Origin of the sequence: Capnocytophaga endodontalis, assembly GCF_002209445.1 — a bacterium.
Classification (GTDB): Bacteria; Bacteroidota; Bacteroidia; order Flavobacteriales; family Flavobacteriaceae; genus Capnocytophaga; species Capnocytophaga periodontitidis.
Map to the genome: position 1 here is coordinate 2,984,930 of NZ_CP022022.1, position 24,524 is coordinate 3,009,453.

The following is a 24,524-nucleotide window of genomic DNA, read 5'->3' on the forward strand; positions in this document are numbered from 1 at the left end:
CAGGTGTTAAAAAAGTAGCTAATTGGGGGGCTCATCGCATCCCTTGCTCAGGAGATTTAGATATAGGTGCTGCGGAATTTATGCCTAATGAAAAATATTATAAATATGGCTGGGAAGACTATAAACCTTAAATAAAAACCCTTACCTTTGCAAACAATAAATAAAACAAGATATGAAATTATTACTTATTAGTTTATTTTTAATAGGGACAGTGAGTTCTTGTGAATGTGTTAATAGTAACACTAAAATAGATTTTCCTACAGATGACATTTCAAGTTTAAAATTTGATGATAAAACCTCAATAAATAATAAAAAAATCTTAAACAAACTCTTTTATCGTTTATTAGAAGAAAATAATAATATATTAATAGATACTCTTTACTCTATTGAAATTAAAGATAGTATTTTAATAGATAGATTGTCTATGGATTGGTATTTATTAAAAATCAAAAAGATTGATACTATTTCAGGAACTGTCAATATATACATAGGAGAAGAGTCTCAATATGAAGATGACCCTAAATTATATGAATGGGGTGAAATAATGAATAATAGATATATTTATTAATGCTAATCAAGGTTTAAAATAAATTTTCAAAGAGTAATGCAGTAGCTATTTTTCCAAAGATATGGACAAAAAGTCCTTTGCTAGAGCGCACTTTTCCAGCATATTGTATTTGAGTCTTTTCATTCAACCAATTAAAGAACGATTCAATAGGTTGTCTTATAGATGAAACAGCCTTATTATACAAAGATTCAAAAGCAAAATCTCTCTGTTTTAATACTTCTGACTTGTTCTTTTTCATTTTTATAGGTGTTATCATTTCACTATTATTTGATTTCAAAACTTCATTAACAGCAGCACTTTGATAAATCTTGTCAGCAATAAAACAAGTATCTGTTAGCTCTTGCCAATTTTCTTTGAAAACACTTAAATCATTTTCACTAGCTTTGGTAACAATATAATCTTTCAAATAAGGAAGAGTACCTTTTTGATAAGCACCTAAGGCGTGTAGTTTCACACCATAATACCACATTTTTTTCGAGGAACAATAGCTTTTATCAGTAAAATCACGAGCTACTTTTCCTTTGCCATTTCCTTTACAAGTAACAATAGGACAAGAGTCTAAAATATTGATAGACATTTCTCTTTGCTCTGACATTCCTATTAAAATTTGTTCAATAGATATATGCTTAAAGACTTCGCTAAGTCTGTTTAAACGATTATTAAAGGCTTGATAAGAAGGTATTTTAGGGAACCAATCAAGCCAGTAATCTTTGATGAAATTATACATTTCTTTTATTTTGTACTTGTGTTCAACACCAGTGCAAAATAGATAAATTGTAATAACTTCTTGATCTGTAAATACAGGTTTGTTGTTATTGCTAAATCGCTGACAAAAATATTGTAAATAATTATCGTATTTTTGACATATTGTTAAATATATTTTTACTAATTTTGTCGCCGTAGTCTGATTTATCATTTATATCTGATTTTTTTTTGACACCACAAAGATAGTGATTTATCAGACTACTTTTATTTTTTCTACTTTTTCAACTCTTGATTCGCATTATTATATAAAGAAAAAGGGGAAATATTTATCTATATCTAATAATCTAACACAAGGTTATGAAGATTTATGTATAGATAAAGATAGTGTGAAAAAATCTAAACTAGAATATTATATTTATGAAGAGTGATATAGAATAAAAACTAATTAATATCTATAATAAATTAAAAACAAGACAGAACAATGAACAATCTACTCACCTATATTTTTATTATATTTATTATTTTCAATAGTTGTACCCCAAATATAATTAATCAAGGAAAAATGGAATGGATTAGTAAATATGACTTATACGAAAACATTTATGGAAAAGGGATTGAATCTAAAAGAGGATTAAATGTTACAAAATTTTTAATTTCGAATGAATCTATCATTTTTATTGCAGCAGAAAAAGATAGCTACTTCTTTGACACTAAAGAAGATAATGCCATTTTATTCATCTCTAAAGATTTAGGAAATGAATACAAAGAAATCATATTTCCTGAAAAATCTATTGTTTCTATCCATTCATATGGCAAAAAGTCTTTAATAGAAACTAATATAGGAGGTTATGGAAACAATGCTAAAAATTGTATTTACTTATTAGATAATACCTCATTAAAATATAAAAAAATTAGAGAATTTTCTCCTAATAGTATTTCTCAGATAAAATTTAATGGAAATTTTATTTCATATAATGAAAATGGAGATGTTATATTAATAGATATTTTAAATAATGTAAATTATAAAATTCCCAATATAGTTACTAAAGGTAATTACATATTAGAAGATAAAGACGCAAATATAATTTTTTTAGATAAGAATAAAATAATTAGATATAATGTTATAGGAGAAAAATTTACAACAATACGAAATTTGACAAAAACATACTCTACCATAACTGATGTTTTTGGAGAGATTAATTTAGGGGAAATTGATTTAGTGACAGGAACTGTGTATATTTACGACCTAACTGAGAGGGAATTATTTAAATTTTCTCCTAAAGATGAAAAATATAAATATCGTTATAAAAATTTTGTATGCGACTATAAAAGAAAAGAGTATTATCCTACGATTCGCTTTTCATATGATTATGGAAAAACTTGGAAAGAATACAATACGAGCGATTTTACAATAGAATCAAGTATATATGGTTTTTATAAGGATAAATACATAATTTTTGAAGCTGCCTTTATGGAAAAAGGGGCGTATATTATGATTGGAGAAATAATGAAATAAAACTATTGAGGCGTCAAAAATAATTTCATATATTTGCACTCTGAAAATTAATGTGTTATGGAATTATTTAAGGGACAAAGCCTCTTAGAGTTTACTGAACGCTTTAAAACAGACTTAGTAATAATGGGAAGAATTTTCCTACATTACACAAAGTAATACATCAAGTAAAGTCTTGGATACGAGGTATATATTCTTGGGTTTCAGAGTTTAATATAGACCGCTATTTAGCTGAGTATAGTTTTAGAATCAATCGCGCTCACAGAGCAAAGAGACTATCTTTAACAATCTAATAAAAAGATTGATTGAAAGAAAACCTATTTTCCAATCTCAGTCGGTATGCTCTTAATTTGACTCCTCAAAAATAGTATTTCTAAAATAGGAGTTTTTATGTATATTGATCATATCAAAGTTGATATTATAGAATACCCTTACTCTTTTTTCAATATTGAAACTATTGATGGAATCCATTTAGCTTCTAAAGAAGATATTTGTGCAATGAAAATGAATGCTATCGTGGGGAGAGGGTCTAAAAAAGACTTTTATGATTTACATCAACTATTAAAAGAATATAATCTTGATGAAATACTTGAATTATATAAAAGGAAGTATAACATCAATAATATGCAAATGATAATGCGTTCTCTTATTTATTTTGAAGATGCCGATAATGAAGAATTTGAAAACAATAATGTCATTAGTCTTCAGAAAGAAACTTGGAATATTATCAAAAAAAATATAAGAACCGTCTATAACAAATTACTAAAAAAAGCACTCCACTAATATAATTACAATGGCAATACAAAAACCAAGCATACCAAAAGGTACTCGTGACTTTTCACCTACTGAAGTAGCTAAACGCAACTTCATTATCAACACTATAAAAAATGCTTTCAATACCTTTGGTTTTCAACCTATAGAAACACCAAGTTTTGAAAACTACAATACCCTAATGGGCAAATACGGCGAAGAAGGCGACCGCCTTATCTTCAAGATACTCAATTCAGGCGACTTTACACAAGGAGTAAACCAAGAAGATTGGGAGGCTAAAAACCCTCAAAAACTCACTCCTCAACTCTCCGAAAAAGCCCTTCGCTATGATCTTACCGTACCCTTTGCTCGCTATGTAGTACAACACCAAAGCGAACTAACTTTCCCTTTCAAACGCTATCAAATACAACCTGTATGGCGTGCTGACCGTCCACAAAAAGGACGTTTTAGAGAGTTCTACCAATGTGATGCCGATGTAGTAGGCAGCACCAGTTTGTGGCAGGAAGTGGAGTTCGTACAACTCTACGACACTGTATTCACAGCCCTCAATCTCAAAGGGGTAACTATCAAAATGAACAACCGAAAAATCCTTAGTGGCTTTGCCGAAATGATAGGTAAAAGCGATAAACTCACCGATTTTACGGTTGCTCTCGACAAACTTGATAAAATAGGCGAAGAGGGTGTGATCAAAGAAATGAAAGAAAGAGGTATTAGTGAGGAAGCTATTGCAAAATTGCAACCTATTTTCACTCTCAAAGGAACAGTTACCAAAAAACTATCTGCCCTAAAAGAGATTCTCAAAAGCTCGGAAACAGGTATGAAAGGTGTAGAAGAATTAGAGTTTATAGCCCAACAAATAGCCCAACTCGGTTTACAAACAGCTATCTTAGACCTCGATGTTACCCTCGCTCGCGGACTCAATTACTACACGGGAGCTATCTTTGAAATTGGAGCTCCTGCAGGCGTACAAATGGGTTCTATAGGTGGCGGTGGACGCTACGACGACCTCACCAGTATTTTTGGACTCAAAGGTATCAGTGGGATAGGTATTTCTTTCGGGTTAGACCGCATCGGGTTGGTGATGGAAGAACTGAATCTTTTCCCTGAATCGCTCAACAGTACTGTAGAGGTGCTTTGTATCAACTTTGGCGATGCTGAAGCATTACAGAGTATGAAACTGCTCAAAGCATTGCATCAACTTGGCAAAACTGCAGAACTCTACCCCGATGCCGCTAAGATAAAGAAGCAAATGGAGTATGCTAACAAGCGTAATATTCCTTATGTGGTGATTATAGGCGAAAGCGAACTCGCTAAAGGTACTTTTGTACTGAAAAATATGTTAGAGGGCACTCAAAAAGAATGTAGCCTCAATGAAGTAAGCAATGCTTTATTTCAGTAGTAACACGACAAACAATTAGAAAATTTTATAGACTTTGTCAAAGTCCCAAAACTTTGACAAAGTTTTTTTTGTGCGAGCCGCACAAGCTAATTCTATTTGTTTTTCATTGCGTTGATAGCGCATTTTAGAGCCAATACGCTTCCCAAATGTACCCCCTCGTGTGAGATATTGAAGTAAATCGCTTCTTCAATGGTATTGAGTTCATACTCTATACCTGTTACATAATGATTGTATTGCTTAAAAATTCCTTTTTGGTAATCAGTTTCGAGTAAATCTACAGTGCGGATGAGGAGTTGCTGTAGTTCCTCTATCTCGGCAGCAGTAGGGATATGCCCATCGGGGATGGTGCCTTTGCGATAACGCTCTACAAATTCAGGGGTGAGATAAGTAGGCAGGTCGCTATTGGCATAGCAATAATTTTGCTGGGTAACTACGCAGTGAGCGAGATTCCACAAGATATTATTTTTAAAGCCCGCAGGAATGATTGCCAATTCCTCGGGGGTAAAGCTATTGAGCAATTTGAGTTGTCGCTCACGCAATTTTCGGTATAAGGTAAATACTTCTTTCATATATTTAAAAATCAAAATCAAAGTCGTTAAGTTCGTCTAATTTGGTATTTTCTTCTTCCGTAAGCACTTCTTGCAAAAGTTCGGCTGTTGCTTCTTTTCCAGTACCCCAAAGGTCTCCTAAAAGTTCGGCTATACTATTTTTTTGGTTAGGCTCAAAATCGGCGAAAGCACGTCGCAAGAACACTACTGAGCGCATAAACTGTTCTTCGTCTAATTGGCGTACATAATTATCTAATTCTTGCCATATAATCGTACGCGATAACAATGCGTATCTATTTCTTCCAGAAAACCCTTCAAACCACGAAGCACCTAAATCGGCGGGAACACCTGCTGAAAGGCGGCGTGATACCTCACGTGCGCATTCTTCTTCAGTTGCTAAATTGTGTTCTAACAATATTGCAAAGGCTACCCCTGATAATTTGGTATTTACATCGTCGCGCCACGCAAGGTGAGTAAGTTCTTTTTGCCACGTTTCGGTATCTACAAGCTCGTATTGTTGTTCGGAGATGAACTCCATTGTATTGATCGCTTCTACGATTGGTTTAGAGGCTTTATCATCACAAGATGAAGCATCTATCAATAATAGAGAAGCGCGCAAAAAGAGTTGTTGCAAGATAGGTTTCAGCGGTTCGAGGTTAAACTGACGCAAATCGCCATACTGAATGAGCATTGAGAGTTCGTGAGCAGCAAAAGCAGTTTCGGCAAAATTATTACTGTCTACCAAAAGGCTTTGCAAGGTGCTGAGTGCATTGCTAAAAATATGCGTAAGCTGACATTCGCAAGCCTGCCTGATGATTTTAGCTACTACCGAAAGGTCGGTTGCTTCGCTCAGTTGTTCTTTGAGTATAAAGGCAGCGGCAATTTCAAGTGTTTCACCTTTGAGGTTAGCTTCAACAATTTCTATTTCTACTTCAGGACTCCATTGCAACACCCATTTTTCAGCCCACGAGGCTTTGTCTTGCTGTACGCGTTGCTGAGTGGCAAAGTGAATGCCTAAAAATTCTAAACGGTGGAGGAAAGTAGAGCGATTTAGGTCGATGAAAGCAGCGTCTTTGGTTTTTACTTTGAGGTTTTCGCGGAGGTCAAGAGAGAGGTCTTGTGCTACTGCCGATTTGTAGTTGGTGAGTTTCAAGCGTTTCAACTCCTGATTCATATCCTCCTGCACGGGCGTCTGACTCACCCCTTCGGGCAATGCCCCGATAGCTGTACCTATATCTACTTTGTTGATAGCTTCGGCTACCGAGGAGAGTCCTCCGCCACCAAAGCAAGTTACAACTGCATCGTGGAGGTCTTCGAGTACGGGATAAGTACCGCCTTTCATCGCGGAGAGCACATTGGCGAGTCGCACGGCTTCAATTACGCTGGCAGAAGAGGCATTTTGTCCTTGATTGCGGAGTATTTTGGCTACCTTGGTAAGATAGGTTGCCGCGAGTTTATCCATTGTATTGGTTTGCATCGCGCGCCACATCAGTTCAAAGTAGTAAGGCGCAATATTGCCTGCTCCGTAACCCGTACGGCTGCTGAGGCGGAGGTAGGAATAAGGCATTAGAGTAAGTTGAGCAGTAGCTTTAGGGAGTTTTTTAAGCTCGTCGTCGGTCATTGCAGGTAGGCTATTTTGTATGCCCAACAAATGGTAAGCACCTACAATCACTACTATTTCCTCGGGTTTGAACTCGGTGCAAGCCTTGTCGATTTCGCGTTTCATATACGCCTCGCGAATAAGGTTATACGAAAAGTCAAACGGTGCTTCTTCGCATTCTTTATCTACTACCATTTGGCGCATTTCGCCCGACTGCAATGCCAAAGCGGGGGCGAAAGTATCGGTATTGAGATTGTGTTCGTAATGGCGTTCCCAATAGTTTTCGTAATCGGTTTCGTCAACCTGTTCGGCGAGTTGTTTGTAGAGTGTATTGTGATACTTATAGAACTCACGTGCTTTTTCGCCTTCCTCGTCGGAGGGTTGTTCTTGGCGGAGTTTGAGCATATTTTCGGTAGGCAAGTCGATAAATCTAAGGGTGACTTTCTTTTTTACGCCCCAGCATATCGCTTGGTACTCAGGAGAATAAGTAGCAAAAGGATAAAGCACCGTTTCTATGGGTAGTTCGGTGGTATACCCCAACATTGCGATAGGCGGTTTCACCCCTTTCTGAGCGATTTGAGGCATCAGAGGGGTGGCATCAGCAGGACCTTCGATAAGGATACATTTAGGTTTATTTTTTTCTAAGAAATCCAAGAGGTGATAGGCAGCTGATGGCGACAAGTGTCGTACACCGAAGAAGTGAAGATTATTCATAATAAGTGAAAGTACGTTCTATAATTTGTCGGGGGTCGCCATTGATGAAGGTCGTTTTGGCAATCCAATTACCTTGAGTATCGTATTTATACTCATAAGTTGCTACATTTTTCTGTTTTTTAGGCAGTTTGGTTTCTGCTTGTAGTTTCACACAATCACCTTTGGCGTTGTATTTTTTTGTAGTGGTACTCACTAAGTTATTATCTTTATCATACACGCGATTGCTCAAGAGTTGGTGTTGTTTGTTAAACTTATTCTTTACTATTTGCAACAAGTTACCTTGCGCATCGCTATAGCGCATTTCCAGAGGATCACCTTGTTTGTTATAAGTATAAGTTACCACAGATTCTAACTGATTAGCGCGATAAGTTTCTTCTTTGAGTATTTGTCCTTCAGCATTTACCTGATAGGTGTAATGTGATTTGAGGAAGCCCCCAGGAGAGTAGGTAGCATCTTTGATGAGGTAGCCTTGAGGGTTGTAGACATAAAGGGTTTTATCGGAGTTGTAGCGAGTTTCAAACAATTGACCTTGAGGATTATAGTAGTAGTCCATACGGCTATAAAGGTCACCGTTCTTGAAGAAGAAACGAGTTTGGGAGAGGAAACCTTTAGGGTTAAAATCTTTTTGAAGGTTTTCGAGATTAGCGATTTTGTTTACCGTATCCAAATCGGCATCGATAGTAGATTTGGCAAAAGATTTCCCTTGAGCAGTTACTAAATAAGGAATACTTCGCATCGTTTTCACCTTAGCTTTGAGCCCTGAAATTTCCCAATCGGTGGGGTTTTGTTGTTGAGCAAAGAGAGTAGCTGTAGCTACCAATAGCATAGAAGTTATTAGATATTTCATCAGTTTTTTAGTTTTTAGTTGTGCAAAGGTACAAATTAATTTATTATTATGCAAATAAGGATTTAGGAGATATAATTTAGGTAATAGAATTTGGAAGATAGTGTTTTGGCACGGTTATTGTAACTATTTTATTCGTAAAACAAACTTATTTATTTTAATTTTTATACTATGAAAAAGTTTTTAACATTTGTATTTTTAGCATTTTTTGGTGTAATGGCTTATGCCCAAGACGCTGAGATTTCTTTCAAATCTGAAGAAATTGACTACGGTAACATCAAACAAGGTGCCGACGGCGTGCGTGTGTTCGAATTTACTAACACTGGTAAAGCACCGCTCGTAATTACTAACGTAGCTTCTTCTTGCGGTTGCACTGTTCCTTCTTGGACAAATCAACCTGTAGCACCTGGAGCTAAAGGGAAAATTGAAGTAAAATACGACACTAATCGTGTTGGCCCAATCAGCAAAACGATTACTGTAACTTCTAACGCTAAAAAAGAGCCTGTAAAAGGTTTGCGTATCAGAGGAAATGTTCAATAATCCATAACTATTTATATTTTAATTACTCCCTAAGTCGCCTGCCACTCCTCATTAGTAGGCGACTTTTTTTGTGTTAAACTTTTGTAAAAAAGACAATTGTAAATATTTTTTATTTACTTTTGCACTGTAAAACTAAATAATATTATCAAATATGAAATTACGTACAATCACTTTATTTGCTGGGCTTTTAGTAGCTCAGGTATCTTTAGCCCAAGTAGACGAAATGGGCACTATGACTGATACTACTATTCCAGTAGTAACCAATGTTGAGCAAACAACTTCTGAAGCAGACCTTAAAACTCAAAAAGAACAGCTTAAAGCACAACAAAAATTACAAAAAGAACAAGAAAAAGCGCTAAAAGCTGAAGAAAAAGCTGCTAAAGAAAAAGAAAAAGCTGAAAAAGAAGCTAAAAAAGCTCAAGAAAAAGCTAAAAGAGAACAAGAAAAAGCTGAAAAAGCTAAAGCTAAGGCAGAAAAAGAAGCTCAAAAGAAAAAAGAAAATTTGAACAAAGCTAACAGTGAAGTTGCTAAAGTAGAAACTAAAATAGCAAAAGCTAAAACTGATTTAGCGAAAGAGCAATCTAAATTTGATATGAAGAAAGCTAAAGGTACTCTTTCTCCTCAAGACGAAGCTAAGCTAAAAGGTAAATTGCTTGACAAACAGCAAAAAATCAACAGTCTTGGTCTTGATCTTATCAAAGCTAAAGAAAAAGTAAACAAATACTCTATGTAAGATATTTTTTACTAAAAAAGAGGGTTATCGCAGCGATAACCCTCTTTTTTATTATAATCATTTTTTAAAACTCGGCGCTTTGTGGAGTACGTGGGTAAGGAATCACATCGCGAATGTTAGTCATTCCTGTAGCAAAGAGTACCAAACGTTCAAAACCAAGACCAAAACCACTGTGTACAGCTGTACCAAATTTGCGAAGGTCGAGATACCACCAGAGCGTTTGCTCATCCATATTGAGGTCGGCGATTTTTTGTTTAAGTACATCGTAACGCTCTTCACGTTGCGAACCTCCAACAATTTCACCAATACCCGGGAAGAGGATATCCATAGCGCGTACTGTTTTACCATCTTCATTCAAGCGCATATAGAACGCTTTGATATTCGCTGGATAATCGTAGAGAATTACAGGGCACTCAAAGTGTTTTTCTACTAAGTAACGCTCGTGTTCGCTTTGCAAATCTACTCCCCATTCGTTTACAGGGTATTGGAATTTCTTCTTTTTGTTGTGATTGCTATTTTTGAGAATATCAATTGCTTCAGTATAGCTCACACGTTTAAACTCATTGTGTATTACAAATTCGAGTTTTTCAATAAGCGACATAGAACTGCGCTCGTTTTGCGGTTTGGTTTTTTCTTCTTCTAAGAAACGTTTATCGAGAAACTCAAGGTCGTCACGACGCACTTCTAAAGTATATTTGAGCACGTATTTGATGAAATCTTCAGCTAAATTCATATTGTCGATAAGATCGTAGAACGCCATTTCGGGTTCTATCATCCAGAATTCAGCTAAGTGACGTGAAGTATTAGAATTTTCGGCACGGAAAGTAGGACCAAAAGTATAAATCTTGCCGAGCGCCATTGCAAAGGTTTCTCCCTCTAACTGACCAGACACAGTGAGGTTTGTTTCACGTCCAAAGAAATCTTTTTTATAATCTACTTCACCATTTTCGGTAAGTGGTGGATTTTTAGCATCCAAAGTAGTTACGCGGAACATCTCGCCAGCACCTTCGGCATCACTACCGGTGATAATAGGTGTATTCACATAGAAAAAGCCATTGTCCTGAAAGTATTTATGTATAGCAAAAGCCAAAGTAGAACGCACGCGCATCACGGCACTAAAAGTATTAGAGCGCACACGCAAGTGAGCATTTTCGCGCAAGAACTCCAATGAGTGTTTTTTAGGCTGGATAGGATATTCTTCGGGGTTGCTATCACCTAAAATCACTACCTCGGTAGCTTGTAACTCTACCGACTGACCTTTACCTTGACTTTCTACTAATTTCCCTTTTACTTCAATAGCTGCCCCTGTGGTAATGCGTTTGAGTATATCGGGGTTTGTATTTTCAAAATCTACTACTACTTGGAGGTTATCGATAGTAGAGCCATCGTTGAGAGCTATAAATCGGTTGCTGCGAAAGGTACGCACCCAACCTTTGAGGGTAATTTCCTCGTGTATGCTTTTTCCGTTTTGTAATAATTGTTTGATATATAACATAATAATTAATTTATCAATTTTCAAATTTGGATTTTACTTTTTCGGCGAGTTGCTCACCCGTATTTTCGGTTATTTGAGTGAGAATTTCTTCTATTACAGCCGCTTTTTTACCATCTTCACTCCACAATCCGCCTTTAAAATACACTTTTTGTTGTCCGTCGTACTGAGCAAAAGCTCCGATAGGTGCCGTACAACCGCCTTCTAAAGCACGGAGGAAAGCGCGTTCCACCTGCGTTGCTGTATATGTATTGCCATCGTGAATGCGCAGGAGTACACCTTGTAAAGGCACGTTGTCCTCGTGTAGTGTGACCATTATAGCCCCTTGTGCGGGAGCGGGAAGCATCCAATCGAGTCGCAAGTGATTTTCAGGTAGTTTATTAATGCGTTCCAAGCCTGCTGCTGCAAAGATAGCCCCATTCCAAGAATTATCGGAGAGTTTTTGCAAGCGAGTATTCACATTGCCACGCAAGTTTTCTATATTGTGATGTGGATAGCGGTGCAACCATTGTGCTTTACGTCGCAAACTGCTGGTAGCGATGGTTGCTATTTCGGCATCTAAAAACGAAAGATCACCTTTGTAGACCAACACATCGTGAGGATTCCCCCGCTTGAGCACTGCCCCTACTACAATCCCGCTGGGTAAAGCTGTAGGCACATCCTTCATACTATGTACTGCTATATCTATCTCACCATTGAGCAGGGCAATATCCAAGGCTTTAGTGAAGATACCTGTAACTCCCATTTCGTAAAGTGGTTTGCTGAGTTCTATATCGCCGTGAGACTTAGTACTAACTATTTCAGTAGAGTATCCTAAAACTTCTAATTGGTGTTGTACGGTTTTAGCTTGCCAAAGAGCCAACTCACTATCACGCGTACCTATACGAATTGTTTTCATTACATATTTCTTTATCGGGGGCAAAGGTAGCAATAATTTGTCAATTAGCCAATTTGATAATTAGCAAATTACATAAGAGATTTTTTCGAGATAGAGAGATTTCACCTTTTCGTCGACAAAATTAACCTTTTCGTCGATAAAGTTTGTTTTACCCTACCTTTACAAGCTATCTTTGCATCAGCTAAATGATAAAAAATGGTTATTAAATTGTAAAGAAGAGGGTGATAATTTTCATCGTACTATCCTAATATCTTTTTCACCTTCTTCTTTCATCTAAAAAAACTAAAGACTATGAAAAGAATTTTATACATATCTCTCTTGCTATCCCCTTTATGGACTATAGGACAATCCAAACAATGGTCGCTAACCGATTGTATCAACTATGCGGTACAACACAACATCTCTGTGAAGAAAACAGAACTCAACCAGCAAACGGCTGAAATCAACCTCAATCAGGCAAAGGATAACCGCTTGCCTACGGTGAACGGCTCGGCATCAGCAAACCTCAACAACGGGTCGGCAATCAACCAGATTTCTAACGAACGGGTATCTCGCCGTACGTTCTCCAACAACTTTGGGATATCAGCCTCTGTGCCTCTGTATCAAGGGAATAAACTGAATCTACAAATAGACCGCAGCAAGTTGTTGCTCGAGCAGAACGAACTCTATGTGCAAGAAGCGAAGAACAACATCACCCTAAGTGTGCTAGAAGCCTACTTGCAAGCGCTTTACAGCTATGAAGGGATTGCAGTAGCCAAAAACACAGCGCTCTCCTCGGCTGAAGAACTCAAGCAAGCACAAACTAAGTTCGCCAATGGATCGATAGCTAAACTCAGTTTGGCAGAAATAGAAACGCGTCACGCCAACAATGAATACGCTATCATTCAGGCAGAGAACCAGTATGCTAACCGTGTGCTAACGCTCAAACAACTTTTAGAGCTCCCTCCTAATAGCGACTTTGCTATTGCTCTCGACCTTCCTAACGATGAGGATGTAGCGATTATCCCTAACAAAGACGAGGTGTTTGCTCAAGCCAAAGAAACGCTCCCCAACTTAAAAATCTATCAATCACAGCAAAAAATAGCCGAAAAGGATATCAAAATAGCTAAAGCGGGTTATGCCCCTACCCTATCGCTACAAGCAGGCGTAAACACTGGTTATTCAAACCTCAACGATTTGAGTTATCGCACGCAATTGGATAGCAATTTTGGTCAGACGATAGGAGCTACGCTTAATATTCCTATCTTTTCACAAAACAAAAACAAGAACAATGTGAAACTCGCCAAGATTACCCAGCAACAAGCTATTTTGGAAGAACAACAAGCTGAAAAAGAATTGTATGCCAAAATAGAAACTGCTTGGCAGAACGCCACCACTCACCAAGCGCAACAAGCAGCCTCGCGTACGGCTCGCGATAATGCTAAATTAGCTTACGATTTGGCAGTGAAAAAACACGAGTTCGGCGGACTCACTAATACTGAACTTTTGGTAAGCCAAAACGCCTACCTCACTGCCGAACAAACGTATTTGCAAAACAAATATATGTCGGCATTATATGTACAGTTGCTGAAGTTTTATATGGGAGTCCTCCCCCTAACCCCCTCCCAAGGAGGGGGAAGGTAGCGATGCAAAAGCGACAACGCTCTGCTAACAACTAATGACTAATAACTAACGACTAAATACAATGAAAAAACACATCAAGAAAATCATTATTGTTGCGCTATTAGCGGTAGTGGCTTATGGCGTTTATCACTTCTTTATGAAGGAAAAACCTGCCCTTATTCTCCTCCAAACCGATGAGGTTACCCAAGGTGATGTTACTACTGAAGTAACTGCTACGGGTAGTGTGCAACCGGTAGACGAGGTAGAAGTAGGTACGCAAGTATCGGGGTTGGTGAGCAAAATCTATGTGGATTACAACAGCCAAGTAAAGAAAGGACAGCTATTAGCAGAACTCGACAAAACCAATCTACAAGAAATGGTTGTAAATGCTACTGCCAATTACCAATCAGCAGTTAACGAACTGAATTATTACCGCCAGAATTACGAGCGTCAGCAAAAAATGTACAATGCCCAAGTGATTAGTCAACAGGATTATGAGCAAGCGTTGTATCAGTTTAACAATGCGAAGACCAATGTAGCACAACGCCTTACGACCCTCAATCAGGCGAAAACGAACTTAGGCTATGCCAATATCTATTCACCTATCGACGGGATTATCCTCAGCAAAGAAGTTGAAGAAGGACAAACTGTAGCCGCCTCAATGAGTGCGCCTACGCTCTTCAAAATAGCCAAAGACATCAAGCGTATGCAGGTGGAGGTGAATGTAGATGAAGCCGATATAGGACAAGTGAAAGTGGGGCAACGCGTGAGTTTCACCGTAGATGCTTACCCTCAAGAAGAATTTGTGGGACGCGTTACTCAAGTGCGCCTATCGCCTACTACCTCATCAAACGTGGTAACTTATACGGTGATAGTAGAGGCAGAAAACCCTGATGAAAAACTAAAACCAGGACTTACTGCAACCATTGCTATTTATACCAATGAACTGAAAGGCGTAACTATCGTGCCCGCCAAAGCTATCAACTTTACTCCTGATACCGATGTGTTACTACAATATTACGCTCAAAAAGGTATTACAGCTGAAGTACCTAAAGTACAGCACGGCAAGGGCAAACAAAAATACGTATGGGTAGTGAACACCGATGGTAGTCTTGCCCAAAAAGCCATAACCATAGGCAGTAATGATGGTATCAATGTGCAAGTAGTAAGCGGACTCAACGTTGGTGAGAAAGTAGCCACTAACCTGCAAGGCGATCGCCCGCAAGTGGCTGGAGGCGACAGTAAGAACAGTGATAGCAGCAGTCCGTTTATGCCAAAACGCCCTAATAGAAACAATTCAAAAGCTAAATAGATGAAAAAAGCCATTATAGATATACGCGATATGAAGCGCAACTTCCAGATGGGCAACGAAATAGTACACGCCCTGAAAGGCATCAACCTGACCATCAGAGAAGGCGAGTTTGTAACCATTATGGGACCAAGTGGGTCGGGCAAATCGACATTGCTCAACATATTGGGGTGCTTAGACCGCCCCTCTTCTGGCGATTACATTTTGGACGGTATCTCGGTGAAAAATATGAGCAAGAACGATTTAGCACATATACGCAACACCAAAATAGGCTTTATCTTTCAGTCGTATAACCTATTAGCCCGTACCTCAGCCATTGAGAATGTAGAACTCCCACTGATGTACAACCCTAAAGTATCAGCTAAAGAACGCCGTGAACGTGCTATCGAAGCCCTCATCAGTGTGGGGTTAGAAAAGCGTTTGAACCACTTGCCCAGTGAGCTCTCGGGGGGGCAGCAACAACGGGTAGCCATTGCGCGCTCCCTTGTAAATCACCCTGTAATCCTTCTCGCCGATGAGGCTACCGGTAACCTTGACACTAAAACCTCTTATGAGGTAATGGAGCTTTTCCAACGCCTTAATGACCAAGGTAGTACCATAGGTTTCGTAACCCACGAAGACGATATTGCCCAATTCAGCAAACGTACCGTTGTACTCAAAGACGGACATATCATCAGTGATAAGGAAGTAACCGATAGGCTAAACGCCAAAGAACAGTTGGCACAATTACGAAATACGAATGACGAATGACGATGCGAGCCTTTGGCATAATAGAAAAGAAATTAGTATCTTTGCCAAAAAATTACTTTACAATGAAACACTTATACTTCTTATCAATAGTGTTGTTCTCACTAAACGCTACAGCACAGCTAAAAGATTGCACCACTTGTGCCACCCAAGTAATTAAGGGACAACAAATCAGCGAATTGAGCATAGATGAATTGCGCTTCCTCACTAACGACCTCTACGCTCGCAAAGGTTATAAGTTTAAAGACTATGAAATAAGCAATTACTTTAATGAAAAATCGTGGTATAAGCCTGTGAGTGACAATAGTAAGGTGAAACTCAACGCAGTGGAAGAACAGAATGTAAAGCTATTTCAAGAACGCACGGCAATACTAAAAGCTGATAGAGAAAAACTATTAGAAGCATTGCGAAGTTTAAAAGCTGCAATCCTAAAAGGTAATAGTCCTATTCCTAAAGGCAACTATAATGAGTATTTTAGTAAAACCATTGCTAAAATAGATATAGATGATATTCATTGGATTAAAAATCAAGGGTATTATAGTATAAAGGTTGATAATTTTAAGGGGAGTAACAAATATTCTATATCTATAGAAGGCAATGAGATAGAGATTGTGTGGTTTGAAGATGGCTATTCTGAAAAAGTATCTGAAGATAAAATCAAAGAAGTATACGATATTGGTGAATACGAAGTTATAGAAAGCGCTACTTATTGGAGATTCAAATGGAAAAATCAAAAATTGGTATTTATAGAGTCTGGAGTAGCAGGATAAAGAGAATAACAGCGAGCACTATTCACACAATTCAGCATAGTATAAATATAGAAGAAATCAAAAAGAAAATACAAATTATCTTAGAGCTTCCTCAGCTAAAACCATTTGGCGGTATATATATGAACCCCGCGTATTGGAAGAAGCAAAAGTAGCCAAAATAGAGAAAGAGAATCACATCACTTCAGTTTATCAAAAAGGCTTTTCCTAAGATAGAGGAAACAGATTTTAGGCTAATGATTTATGTGCTTCACAAGCATTATTCTGGTATGAACTTAGCAACTCTCATCGCTCAACTCTATGGACTGAACCCAATGGATATTTATTTTGGAAAGGAAAAGTTTATCCAAAGAGAAAACTATGATGAACAAACCATTCAGGAGTATGAAGCCCAATTGCGAGAAAGCGGTTTTTATGATTGGGCAGCAGAGGAAGAGTAGAAAATAAAAAAAGAGTACCTTTGCCTAAAATAGATAACAATGAGTCATAGTTCTAAAACAATATCAACGTTCACAAGTGTGGAGGCAATGGAAAAGTTTATCAATGATGTGAATTCGGAAGAAGGCTTTACAGACTGGAACTTAACAGAAGAAGAGTTTCAACAGCTTTGGAACTCGCACCTATTTCACGAACTTAATTACGAATTAGATAAACTTATTGATGACTATGAATGGAAGGTGTGAGCCACACGGGCGATGATGGGAAGTGTGAGCCACACGGGCGATGATGGGAAGTGTGAGCCACACGGGCGATGATGGGAAGTGTGAGCCATATGATGGGTGTTTTTTAGGTAAGAATAATTGATAATTGACCCATAGGATTGTAATAGTGTGAGATACAAACTCTATTTATAATAGGAACAAGTTTGCCACAGTTAGAGGGGAGATTTTAAAAAGTTAGTGATATGAATTTAGATGCAATAGATTACTTGCTCTGCAATTTTGCAGGAGGGGCTGACACAGAAGAGTTTGATGATTTTTCTTTTGATTTTAGTGAAAAAGAACATATTACTCATTTTATTAAGAAAGAATTAACTCCTTTTTTCACAAAAAACTTTTCTGCAGAAAAGAAAAAGGAATTAGAAGAACTATTGGACGAGGTTATTAGTAAAGATATTTCATTAGAGGCTCATTTTAATAGCTTTTTGTATCCTTTTGACTTTTCATCTAATGAAAAATTCTTTTTCAAAGAGTTAAAAACATTGTTATACAAAAAACATCTCTGATGAATTAGCTAAATAAACTAATTCTCATCTTATTAGCAACAACAATCATTCCTATGCAAACACAAAAAACCAAAGAGAATTTTTCTCAGTATTTCATTAAAGCCTTTACAACAGACCAGCAAGTGATAGAAGCTACTATTACTTTTTATAAAGAAGATAGAGAAAATCCCACAGTGTTAGATATGTTTTCTAAAGATGAAACGTTCAACTATACGGGCGGAAAAGTAAAGGTTTTTGTAATGACTTATCACGACGCGCTTAATCATCATTACGAAATGGTTTCAGATGAGGTAAGGTCGCTATTCTATATCCTTCGCAAGCGTTTAGAACAGCAGGGCATAAAACTATTGATACAAGGGGCAAGGCGTCATTATTATATGATTCGGCATTTCAAACAGAATTTTCGAGCGGTAAAGTTAGTTTTAGGAAAAAGGTATGATTATAATAGTGCCGAAATAATAAATATATTTGATCCCGAGAACGATTTTTCACAAATAGCTACCGTTCAGGAGCAAGAAGAATATTTTAACCAATGGATTGAAAGTATTACAGGAGTAAAATACGATGAAAATAAGAGCGATAGTGAATAATAACAATTTGATAGACCTTATTACCAATAGCCACAATACTCCTTTTTGGGAAATCACCTATCATTGGCATAGAATGTATCAGGCTAAGGGCATACAATATCAGCATTTTGTAGGGGAGATTACCACTACTTATAACATTCCCAAAGAGCTTATTTCTTTACTAGATAAACAATGTAAATTAGTTAATGAAGGTATATTCTCGGTTGATGAAATTATTGGTGATAAGATAAAGGCTTTTAAACTCAAATTGCAAAATAAGAACGCTTGTATTGTAAACCTTTATATAGAAGGTGATGGTGTAGATTTTTGTATTGTAGAGAATAATTAGAAATTTTATGAAACACTTACTTATTTTATTTTTTCTCCTTACGACCAATGCCTTTGCGCAAGGTCCTTTTGGAGATTATGCCGTGGTAAAGGACAAAGACGGCTATGTGAACATTCGCGCCAAAGAAAACGTAAAAAGCAAAATTGTAGGTACATTGCCTAATAATACACTTGTATATGAATTTCTTGATGAGGAATTTAATCCTTCTAATTGGGTACATATAGATAGTGGTTATGTGCATAAAAGTCGCCTAAAGATGATAAGCGAATTTCCTTCTATTGGCAAAGGTAAAGAGCAAGGCAATAGTATCACTATTGCTGGTAAAGGGATTAGTGTAACCCTTACCAAACAGCCATTTGACAAAACCAAGCATAAGATTACCAAGAAAAAACACAAAGAGTATAGTGAGTATATCATTGATGGAAAGAAAATATATGGACGAGATAATGATGAGTTCCTGCCTAAAGACCATTACAAAAGTATTACTGTAACTATCAATGGCAAAAACGTACCTATCCCTAAAAGTGCCTATGATGATTTGTATGAGATCGGCATTTGGGACACTAACAATTTTGCGTATTATGATAAGGAAGATGATGTACTTTATATCATTGCACACAATGGCGATGGGTATCTTGCTTACGAAGTGTGCTGGCAAATAGTAAAAGGCGAGTATAAAACCCGTATCATCGGAGAACCACTTTAATGATGTAACTAAAATTTACCAAATATATGACACCAATAAATAATAAACTTAAAGTACAAGATATTGAAATATCTTTAGCTACAATAGACAATCAGGATTATATTTCATTAACAGATATGGCTAAAGGTAAAAATGATGAAGCAAGAGCTGCTGATATAATAAAAAACTGTATAAGAAATAGAAGTACATTAGAATTTTTAGGTACTTGGGAAATACTTTATAACCCTAATTTTAAAGTGGTCGAATTCGACCACTTTAAAAAAGAAGCAGGATTGCCAACATTTACTATTAGCGTTTTAAATTGGGTAGAGAGTACATCTGAAATCTATTAAAAAACTTTCAAACGATACTTATATAAGTATGGAAAGCAACAAACAACTTGACAAATAGCTCATTATCAATTATCTATTAAATATGAAACACTTACTTATTTTATTTTTTCTCCTTACGACCAATGCCTTTGCGCAAGGTCCTCTTGGAGATTATGCCGTAGTAAAAGACAAAGACGGCTATGTAAACATTCGCGCCAAAGAAAATGTAAAAAGCAAAATTGTAGGTACTTTGCCTAACAATACACTTGTGTATGGTTTCTTTGATAAAGAATTTAACCCTACTAACTGGATTGAAGTTGATAAAGGGTATGTGCATCAAAGTCGCTTGAAAAAAATATTTGACTTTCGTGCTATAGAGGGAAAAGTACAAGGCAATAGTGTTGTCTATGATGATAAGGACGTAAAAGTGACCATTACCAAACAGAAGTTCGACAAAACCAAGCACAAGATTATAATAAAAAAACATAAAAATTATGAGGAGTTAATCATTGATGGTAAGATACCTCAAGGTGCGGCCTTTATACCTGAAAACCACTACAAGAGTATCATTGTAACTATGAAAGGCAAAAACGTATCTATCCCTAAAAGTGCTTATGATGATTTGTATGAAATTTTCTATTTTAGCAGTTCCATATACTACGATGAGGAAGCTGAGGCACTTTATATTTTTGCGCACAATAGCGAAGCTGGTTTATTTTACCAAGTGTGCTGGCAAATAGTAAAAGGCGAGTATAAAACCCGTATTATAGGACTACCACTTTAATAATTGTTAATTATCAAATGAAAAATTTGCTACTATTTCTTTTCTTAGTTGCTAATATATCATTAGCTCAACAGCGATACATCGGACAAATAAATGACCCCGATGGCTATACTAATATCCGGAAATCCCCTAACAGCAAAGCAGAGATTATAGGCAAATTACTGAAGAACGAATATTTTTTCTATACAGAAAATCCAAGCGGTTGGTATAAGGTGAGTACCCAACGCAAAGTACAAGGCTTTGTACATAAAAGCAGGATTCAGAAAGTTAATGATAAGGAATTGATTGCCCTGAAAATTGATTTTGAAGACGGTACACCTGAAGCAGAGAACGAAAGATTGCGCGATACAATTGTAAAACTTAACTCATTAAAAGGAACAACTTCTTTCTTTATCATTGGGTACAACTATCCAAAAATACCCCATAAAGTAACAGAAGACAATGAACTATCGGTAAGTAACAAAGATATTAAGTTAGAATTTGTTACTAAAAAAGTAAACAAAAGCGATTATAAGTTCAAGATTAACAAATATGGAGAAGTTTTCGCTAAAAATGGAGAAAGAGTTTGGGGCTATTCAGACACACAGGATTTTCAAGATCATTTAGAAGCAGAAATATTTTATATCCGCATCACTTTTGTAGGTAAAGAACCTTATCTTTTGCCTAAAACCAAATACTTATTTAATCCTACACTCTCATCAGTAAGGGTGTATGATAGGGAAAACGGACAATATATGATTGATTTTATGGGAGGCGATGGCGCTGAAGGCTACAACGCTCTTTTTGTATTTGATGAAAAAGGATTGATAAAGCGATTTTTGTATAGAAATTTCTAACCATAAAATAAACAACAAAATGAAACACTTACTTATTTTATTCTTCCTCCTTACGACCAATGCCTTTGCGCAAGGTCCTTTTGGAGATTATGCCGTAGTAAAAGATAAAGACGGCTATGTGAACATTCGCGCCAAAGAAAACGTAAAAAGCAAAATTGTAGGTACATTGCCTAATAATACACTTGTATACGCTTTATTTGATACTACACACGATGAAACTGGTGAAGAGATATTTTTTAATTGGATTGCTGTAGATAAAGGCTATGTGCATAAAAGTCGCCTAAAGATGATAGGCGAATTTCCTTCTATTGGCAAAGGTAAAGAGCAAGGCAATAGTATCACTATTGCTGGTAAAGGCATTAGTGTAACTATTACTACCCAAAAGTTTGATAAAACCAAACATAAGATTACCAAGAAAAAACACAAATATTACGAGGAGTTAATCATTGATGGTAAGAGAGCTCAAGGTGCGGACTTTATTCCTGAAAACCACTACAAGAGTATTGTGGTTAATATTAATGGTAAAAATGTTTCTATTCCCAAAAGTGCCTACGATGATTTGTACGAAGTATGGGTATATCCGTATAATAATGAGGTATATTATGATAAGGAAGACGATGTACTCTATATCTTTGTTCGCTGTGGTGATGGTGCTAATGCTTACAAAGTGTGCTGGCAAATAGTAAAAGGTGAGTACAAAACCCGTATCATCGGAGAACCTTTCTAGTCTCACAGAATTTGCCAATCTGCTAATTTTCTAATTTGCTAATTAACACTATGAATATACAAAATCTTTTTAAAATAGCGTGGCGTGCCCTCTTGCTCAACAAAACAAGGGCTATGCTTACAATGCTGGGCATCATCATTGGGGTGGGCTCAGTGATAACAATGCTTGCCATTGGCGAGGGCTCTAAAAAGAGCATCAAGGAGAATATCTCTAAAATGGGTACTAATATGCTCAATATCCGTCCGGGGGCAGGTATGATGGGCGGCGTGCGTATGAGTATGAGCGATATGCAATCGCTCAAAATGACAGATTACGAAGCCCTTAAAAAAGAAGGTAGCCTACTGAAATATGTGTCGCCCGTAGTAAGTGGCAACGGACAAAGTATCGCAGGGGGCAACAACTGGCCTACCTCTATCTACGGAGTGAATACCGAATATTTGCCCATACGCGAATGGAGTGTGGCAGAGGGGAGTATGTTTGGTGAAGATGAAATTACTAACTTTGCCAAAGTAGCCGTGATAGGACAAACGGTGGCTAAGAACCTCTTCCCTAATGGCGAAAATCCTATTGGACAAACCATACGCTTTAAAAATATCCCTTTTAAAGTAATTGGTATCCTTACCAAAAAAGGTGAAAGCAACTTTGGTCAAGACCAAGACGATGTGATTATCGCTCCTTATACTACGGTACAAAAGCGTATTTTGGCACAAACATTCTTGCAGAGTATTGTGGCTTCGGTAATAGACGAAAGTCAGTCGGAGAATGCGGTAAACCAAGTAAAGAAGATTTTGGAGCGCACGCATAACCTTTCGGCTGCGCAAGAAAATGATTTCAATGTATTTTCGCAACAAGAACTTATCAGTACATTTAGTTCTACCAGTGAGATGCTTACTATTTTATTGGTAGCTATTGCCAGCATTTCGCTCATCGTGGGCGGTATAGGCATTATGAACATTATGTACGTATCGGTAAAAGAGCGCACTAAGGAAATAGGCTTGCGTATGGCTATTGGAGCTAAGGGTAAGGATATCTTGGCACAGTTCCTCATCGAGTCGGTGCTTATTAGCATTACTGGGGGGGTGTTAGGGGTAATTATTGGCTTATTAGCAACGGTAGGCGTATCGCTGTTTATAGGCTGGCCTGTGAGTATCACCTTGTATTCTATCGTAATATCCTTCTTAGTATGTACCATTACAGGGGTATTCTTCGGTTGGTATCCTGCTCGCAAAGCCGCCGAGTTAGAACCTATTAGCGCCCTCAGATACGAGTAGTGCAGGCTGTAGAGGCAATTAGAAATAATAAGAACTAATGAAAATAAGTTTACAAAATAGACAATTTAGGCTTTGGAAGTATTCCATTAGTCATTCTATGTTGTTGATTAGGAGTTGTAAGAACGCGTTTTTTTCTAATAACATAGACCTTTATTTTGCTGATGTAAAACTCATAAAATTTCATCAGTTTTTTCGAGCAGAGGCACTTACTTCGTATATAGCTGATGAGGATATGGATATTTTAGAAGAGTGTAACAAAACGAATATTCCTTTTAACGAAGATCAAATTTTTGTTTTCAGAGGAGAACAGCAAAAATGTTATATTATAGCTTCTATTTTTCAAATGGAAGAAAACACAAATGAATTAATGGATGTAGCGTTTTGATATGGAAAAACAAATACACTTTACTCCTTTCAATATAGAAGATAAATTCCCTTTCCGGTTGGAGTTTATTGAAAAGACAGTTTTCAAAAACACCTATCAGAACACAATAATATTATCCTCAATCTAAATGAAATTAATGGATTATAAGAATTTTGAAATTATACAATGAAACAATGTATTTGTAACCAGTTAACAGATATTGTAGAGGGGGAATCAATCAAAAACTTTCAAGGTAAAATAGCTTATAAAGAGATAGCTTTTTATCCTACACAATGGGTTACCCTTTATAGATGTGAATGTTGCCATACATTTTGGAAAGAAGCTTATAAAGCAACAGGACACGGAGAGGTACCATTTCTGACGAAAATAACTTTACCTCCTTATGCTACAGCAAAAGACCTGCAAAAATGTATGGTTATTGTTAGAGAAATATTAGATAGCAAAGCCATCACTATTAATGAGGAATACTGTCAAGCGATAGCTTTAGAAGTTATGGGTATTTCTTATGCCAAAGGAGGAGACTATTCCCCTGAAATTATCAAGAGTTTTGCCAAAAGTTATTTAAAAATAGTAGGAATATGAAATTGCAAGCAACCCTATACATTCCTGAA

Annotated in this window: 29 protein-coding genes and 1 pseudogene; 24 read left to right on the forward strand and 6 right to left on the reverse strand. The window is 36.9% G+C overall.

Features of this window, described 5'->3' with window-relative positions:
* Positions 1-172: 172 nt before the first annotated feature.
* Complete coding sequence (locus tag CBG49_RS13440) at positions 173-568, forward strand: hypothetical protein (protein WP_088594873.1); 396 nt, start codon at positions 173-175, stop codon at positions 566-568.
* Positions 569-581: 13 nt separating this feature from the next.
* Here CBG49_RS13440 and CBG49_RS13445 read toward each other — a convergent pair whose 3' ends face one another.
* Positions 582-1,484, reverse strand: coding sequence for a transposase (locus CBG49_RS13445; protein ID WP_088592837.1), 903 nt, complete (start codon positions 1,482-1,484; stop codon positions 582-584).
* A gap of 270 nt (positions 1,485-1,754) precedes the next feature.
* Between CBG49_RS13445 and CBG49_RS13450 the strand changes: the two genes are divergently transcribed.
* The 4 genes and pseudogenes from CBG49_RS13450 to hisS all read left to right on the forward strand — a co-directional run bounded on the left by CBG49_RS13450 (position 1,755) and on the right by hisS (position 4,956).
* On the forward strand, positions 1,755-2,789 hold the full coding sequence (locus tag CBG49_RS13450; protein WP_088594874.1) for a hypothetical protein: 1,035 nt from the start codon (positions 1,755-1,757) through the stop codon (positions 2,787-2,789).
* Between the two features lie 116 nt (positions 2,790-2,905).
* Positions 2,906-3,135, forward strand: a pseudogene (locus CBG49_RS13455) (IS1595 family transposase); the annotation flags it as partial.
* Between the two features lie 41 nt (positions 3,136-3,176).
* Positions 3,177-3,569 (forward strand): nucleotidyl transferase AbiEii/AbiGii toxin family protein, encoded by a 393-nt coding sequence (locus CBG49_RS13460; protein ID WP_227002901.1) that lies wholly within the window; start codon positions 3,177-3,179, stop codon positions 3,567-3,569.
* Between the two features lie 10 nt (positions 3,570-3,579).
* Positions 3,580-4,956, forward strand: coding sequence for a histidine--tRNA ligase (gene hisS, locus CBG49_RS13465; protein ID WP_088594875.1), 1,377 nt, complete (start codon positions 3,580-3,582; stop codon positions 4,954-4,956).
* 92 nt (positions 4,957-5,048) lie between these two features.
* Here the strand turns inward: hisS and CBG49_RS13470 are convergent, their stop codons facing one another.
* The 3 genes from CBG49_RS13470 to CBG49_RS13480 are packed head-to-tail and all read right to left on the reverse strand — an operon-like array spanning position 5,049 to position 8,665.
* Positions 5,049-5,525, reverse strand: coding sequence for a DinB family protein (locus CBG49_RS13470; RefSeq protein ID WP_088594876.1), 477 nt, complete (start codon positions 5,523-5,525; stop codon positions 5,049-5,051).
* Between the two features lie 4 nt (positions 5,526-5,529).
* Complete coding sequence (locus CBG49_RS13475; protein ID WP_088594877.1) at positions 5,530-7,818, reverse strand: DUF5682 family protein; 2,289 nt, start codon at positions 7,816-7,818, stop codon at positions 5,530-5,532.
* Complete coding sequence (locus CBG49_RS13480; RefSeq protein ID WP_088594878.1) at positions 7,811-8,665, reverse strand: hypothetical protein; 855 nt, start codon at positions 8,663-8,665, stop codon at positions 7,811-7,813. The genes CBG49_RS13475 and CBG49_RS13480 overlap by 8 nt, the downstream gene beginning before the upstream one ends.
* Positions 8,666-8,833: 168 nt before the next feature.
* Here CBG49_RS13480 and CBG49_RS13485 point away from each other — a divergent pair, with 168 nt between their 5' ends.
* Together CBG49_RS13485 and CBG49_RS13490 are read left to right on the forward strand one after the other, a co-directional pair.
* On the forward strand, positions 8,834-9,202 hold the full coding sequence (locus tag CBG49_RS13485; protein WP_002681708.1) for a DUF1573 domain-containing protein: 369 nt from the start codon (positions 8,834-8,836) through the stop codon (positions 9,200-9,202).
* Positions 9,203-9,353: 151 nt separating this feature from the next.
* Positions 9,354-9,935 (forward strand): hypothetical protein, encoded by a 582-nt coding sequence (locus CBG49_RS13490; protein ID WP_009750866.1) that lies wholly within the window; start codon positions 9,354-9,356, stop codon positions 9,933-9,935.
* A gap of 64 nt (positions 9,936-9,999) precedes the next feature.
* On the opposite strand, the gene asnS is transcribed toward CBG49_RS13490, so the two are convergent.
* Positions 10,000-11,430 carry an asparagine--tRNA ligase gene (gene asnS, locus CBG49_RS13495; RefSeq protein WP_034555604.1) on the reverse strand — a complete coding sequence of 477 codons (1,431 nt, stop codon included), beginning with the start codon at positions 11,428-11,430 and terminating at the stop codon, positions 10,000-10,002.
* A gap of 13 nt (positions 11,431-11,443) precedes the next feature.
* Positions 11,444-12,325, reverse strand: a complete 882-nt coding sequence (hemC, locus tag CBG49_RS13500) for a hydroxymethylbilane synthase (RefSeq protein WP_088594879.1) — start codon at positions 12,323-12,325, stop codon at positions 11,444-11,446.
* Positions 12,326-12,616: 291 nt separating this feature from the next.
* On the opposite strand from hemC, the gene CBG49_RS13505 reads away from it, so the two are divergent.
* The 17 genes from CBG49_RS13505 to CBG49_RS16375 all read left to right on the forward strand — a co-directional run bounded on the left by CBG49_RS13505 (position 12,617) and on the right by CBG49_RS16375 (position 24,495).
* A complete protein-coding gene (locus tag CBG49_RS13505; protein ID WP_088594880.1) occupies positions 12,617-13,948 on the forward strand; it encodes a TolC family protein in 1,332 nt (443 codons plus the stop codon).
* 61 nt (positions 13,949-14,009) lie between these two features.
* On the forward strand, positions 14,010-15,239 hold the full coding sequence (locus CBG49_RS13510; RefSeq protein ID WP_088594881.1) for an efflux RND transporter periplasmic adaptor subunit: 1,230 nt from the start codon (positions 14,010-14,012) through the stop codon (positions 15,237-15,239).
* Complete coding sequence (locus CBG49_RS13515; protein ID WP_088594882.1) at positions 15,240-15,986, forward strand: ABC transporter ATP-binding protein; 747 nt, start codon at positions 15,240-15,242, stop codon at positions 15,984-15,986.
* Between the two features lie 62 nt (positions 15,987-16,048).
* On the forward strand, positions 16,049-16,753 hold the full coding sequence (locus CBG49_RS13520) for a YARHG domain-containing protein (RefSeq protein WP_088594883.1): 705 nt from the start codon (positions 16,049-16,051) through the stop codon (positions 16,751-16,753).
* Between the two features lie 233 nt (positions 16,754-16,986).
* Positions 16,987-17,190, forward strand: a complete 204-nt coding sequence (locus tag CBG49_RS16185) for a hypothetical protein (protein WP_227002902.1) — start codon at positions 16,987-16,989, stop codon at positions 17,188-17,190.
* Positions 17,191-17,277: 87 nt separating this feature from the next.
* Positions 17,278-17,433 (forward strand): hypothetical protein, encoded by a 156-nt coding sequence (locus CBG49_RS13530; RefSeq protein WP_157668406.1) that lies wholly within the window; start codon positions 17,278-17,280, stop codon positions 17,431-17,433.
* Positions 17,434-17,654: 221 nt separating this feature from the next.
* Complete coding sequence (locus CBG49_RS13535) at positions 17,655-17,975, forward strand: hypothetical protein (protein WP_088594885.1); 321 nt, start codon at positions 17,655-17,657, stop codon at positions 17,973-17,975.
* Positions 17,976-18,028: 53 nt separating this feature from the next.
* A complete protein-coding gene (locus tag CBG49_RS13540; protein WP_088594886.1) occupies positions 18,029-18,565 on the forward strand; it encodes a hypothetical protein in 537 nt (178 codons plus the stop codon).
* Positions 18,540-18,893, forward strand: coding sequence for a hypothetical protein (locus CBG49_RS13545; RefSeq protein WP_088594887.1), 354 nt, complete (start codon positions 18,540-18,542; stop codon positions 18,891-18,893). Before CBG49_RS13540 ends, CBG49_RS13545 begins: the two co-directional genes overlap by 26 nt.
* A 7-nt stretch (positions 18,894-18,900) precedes the next feature.
* Positions 18,901-19,599 carry an SH3 domain-containing protein gene (locus CBG49_RS13550; RefSeq protein ID WP_088594888.1) on the forward strand — a complete coding sequence of 233 codons (699 nt, stop codon included), beginning with the start codon at positions 18,901-18,903 and terminating at the stop codon, positions 19,597-19,599.
* 26 nt (positions 19,600-19,625) lie between these two features.
* The gene (locus CBG49_RS13555) at positions 19,626-19,931 is read left to right on the forward strand and encodes a KilA-N domain-containing protein (protein ID WP_088594889.1); all 306 of its coding nucleotides are present in this window, start codon (positions 19,626-19,628) and stop codon (positions 19,929-19,931) included.
* A gap of 82 nt (positions 19,932-20,013) precedes the next feature.
* Positions 20,014-20,694, forward strand: a complete 681-nt coding sequence (locus CBG49_RS13560) for a hypothetical protein (RefSeq protein ID WP_088594890.1) — start codon at positions 20,014-20,016, stop codon at positions 20,692-20,694.
* A 17-nt stretch (positions 20,695-20,711) separates the two neighbouring features.
* Positions 20,712-21,530: an SH3 domain-containing protein gene (locus CBG49_RS13565; protein WP_088594891.1), complete on the forward strand. Its 819-nt coding sequence runs from the start codon at positions 20,712-20,714 to the stop codon at positions 21,528-21,530.
* Between the two features lie 19 nt (positions 21,531-21,549).
* Positions 21,550-22,257 (forward strand): hypothetical protein, encoded by a 708-nt coding sequence (locus tag CBG49_RS13570; RefSeq protein WP_088594892.1) that lies wholly within the window; start codon positions 21,550-21,552, stop codon positions 22,255-22,257.
* Positions 22,258-22,307: 50 nt separating this feature from the next.
* Positions 22,308-23,528, forward strand: coding sequence for an ABC transporter permease (locus tag CBG49_RS13575; protein WP_088594893.1), 1,221 nt, complete (start codon positions 22,308-22,310; stop codon positions 23,526-23,528).
* A 37-nt stretch (positions 23,529-23,565) separates the two neighbouring features.
* Positions 23,566-23,913: a hypothetical protein gene (locus tag CBG49_RS13580; RefSeq protein ID WP_157668407.1), complete on the forward strand. Its 348-nt coding sequence runs from the start codon at positions 23,566-23,568 to the stop codon at positions 23,911-23,913.
* 411 nt (positions 23,914-24,324) lie between these two features.
* Positions 24,325-24,495 carry a succinylglutamate-semialdehyde dehydrogenase gene (locus CBG49_RS16375; RefSeq protein ID WP_193433100.1) on the forward strand — a complete coding sequence of 57 codons (171 nt, stop codon included), beginning with the start codon at positions 24,325-24,327 and terminating at the stop codon, positions 24,493-24,495.
* Positions 24,496-24,524 lie beyond the last annotated feature (29 nt).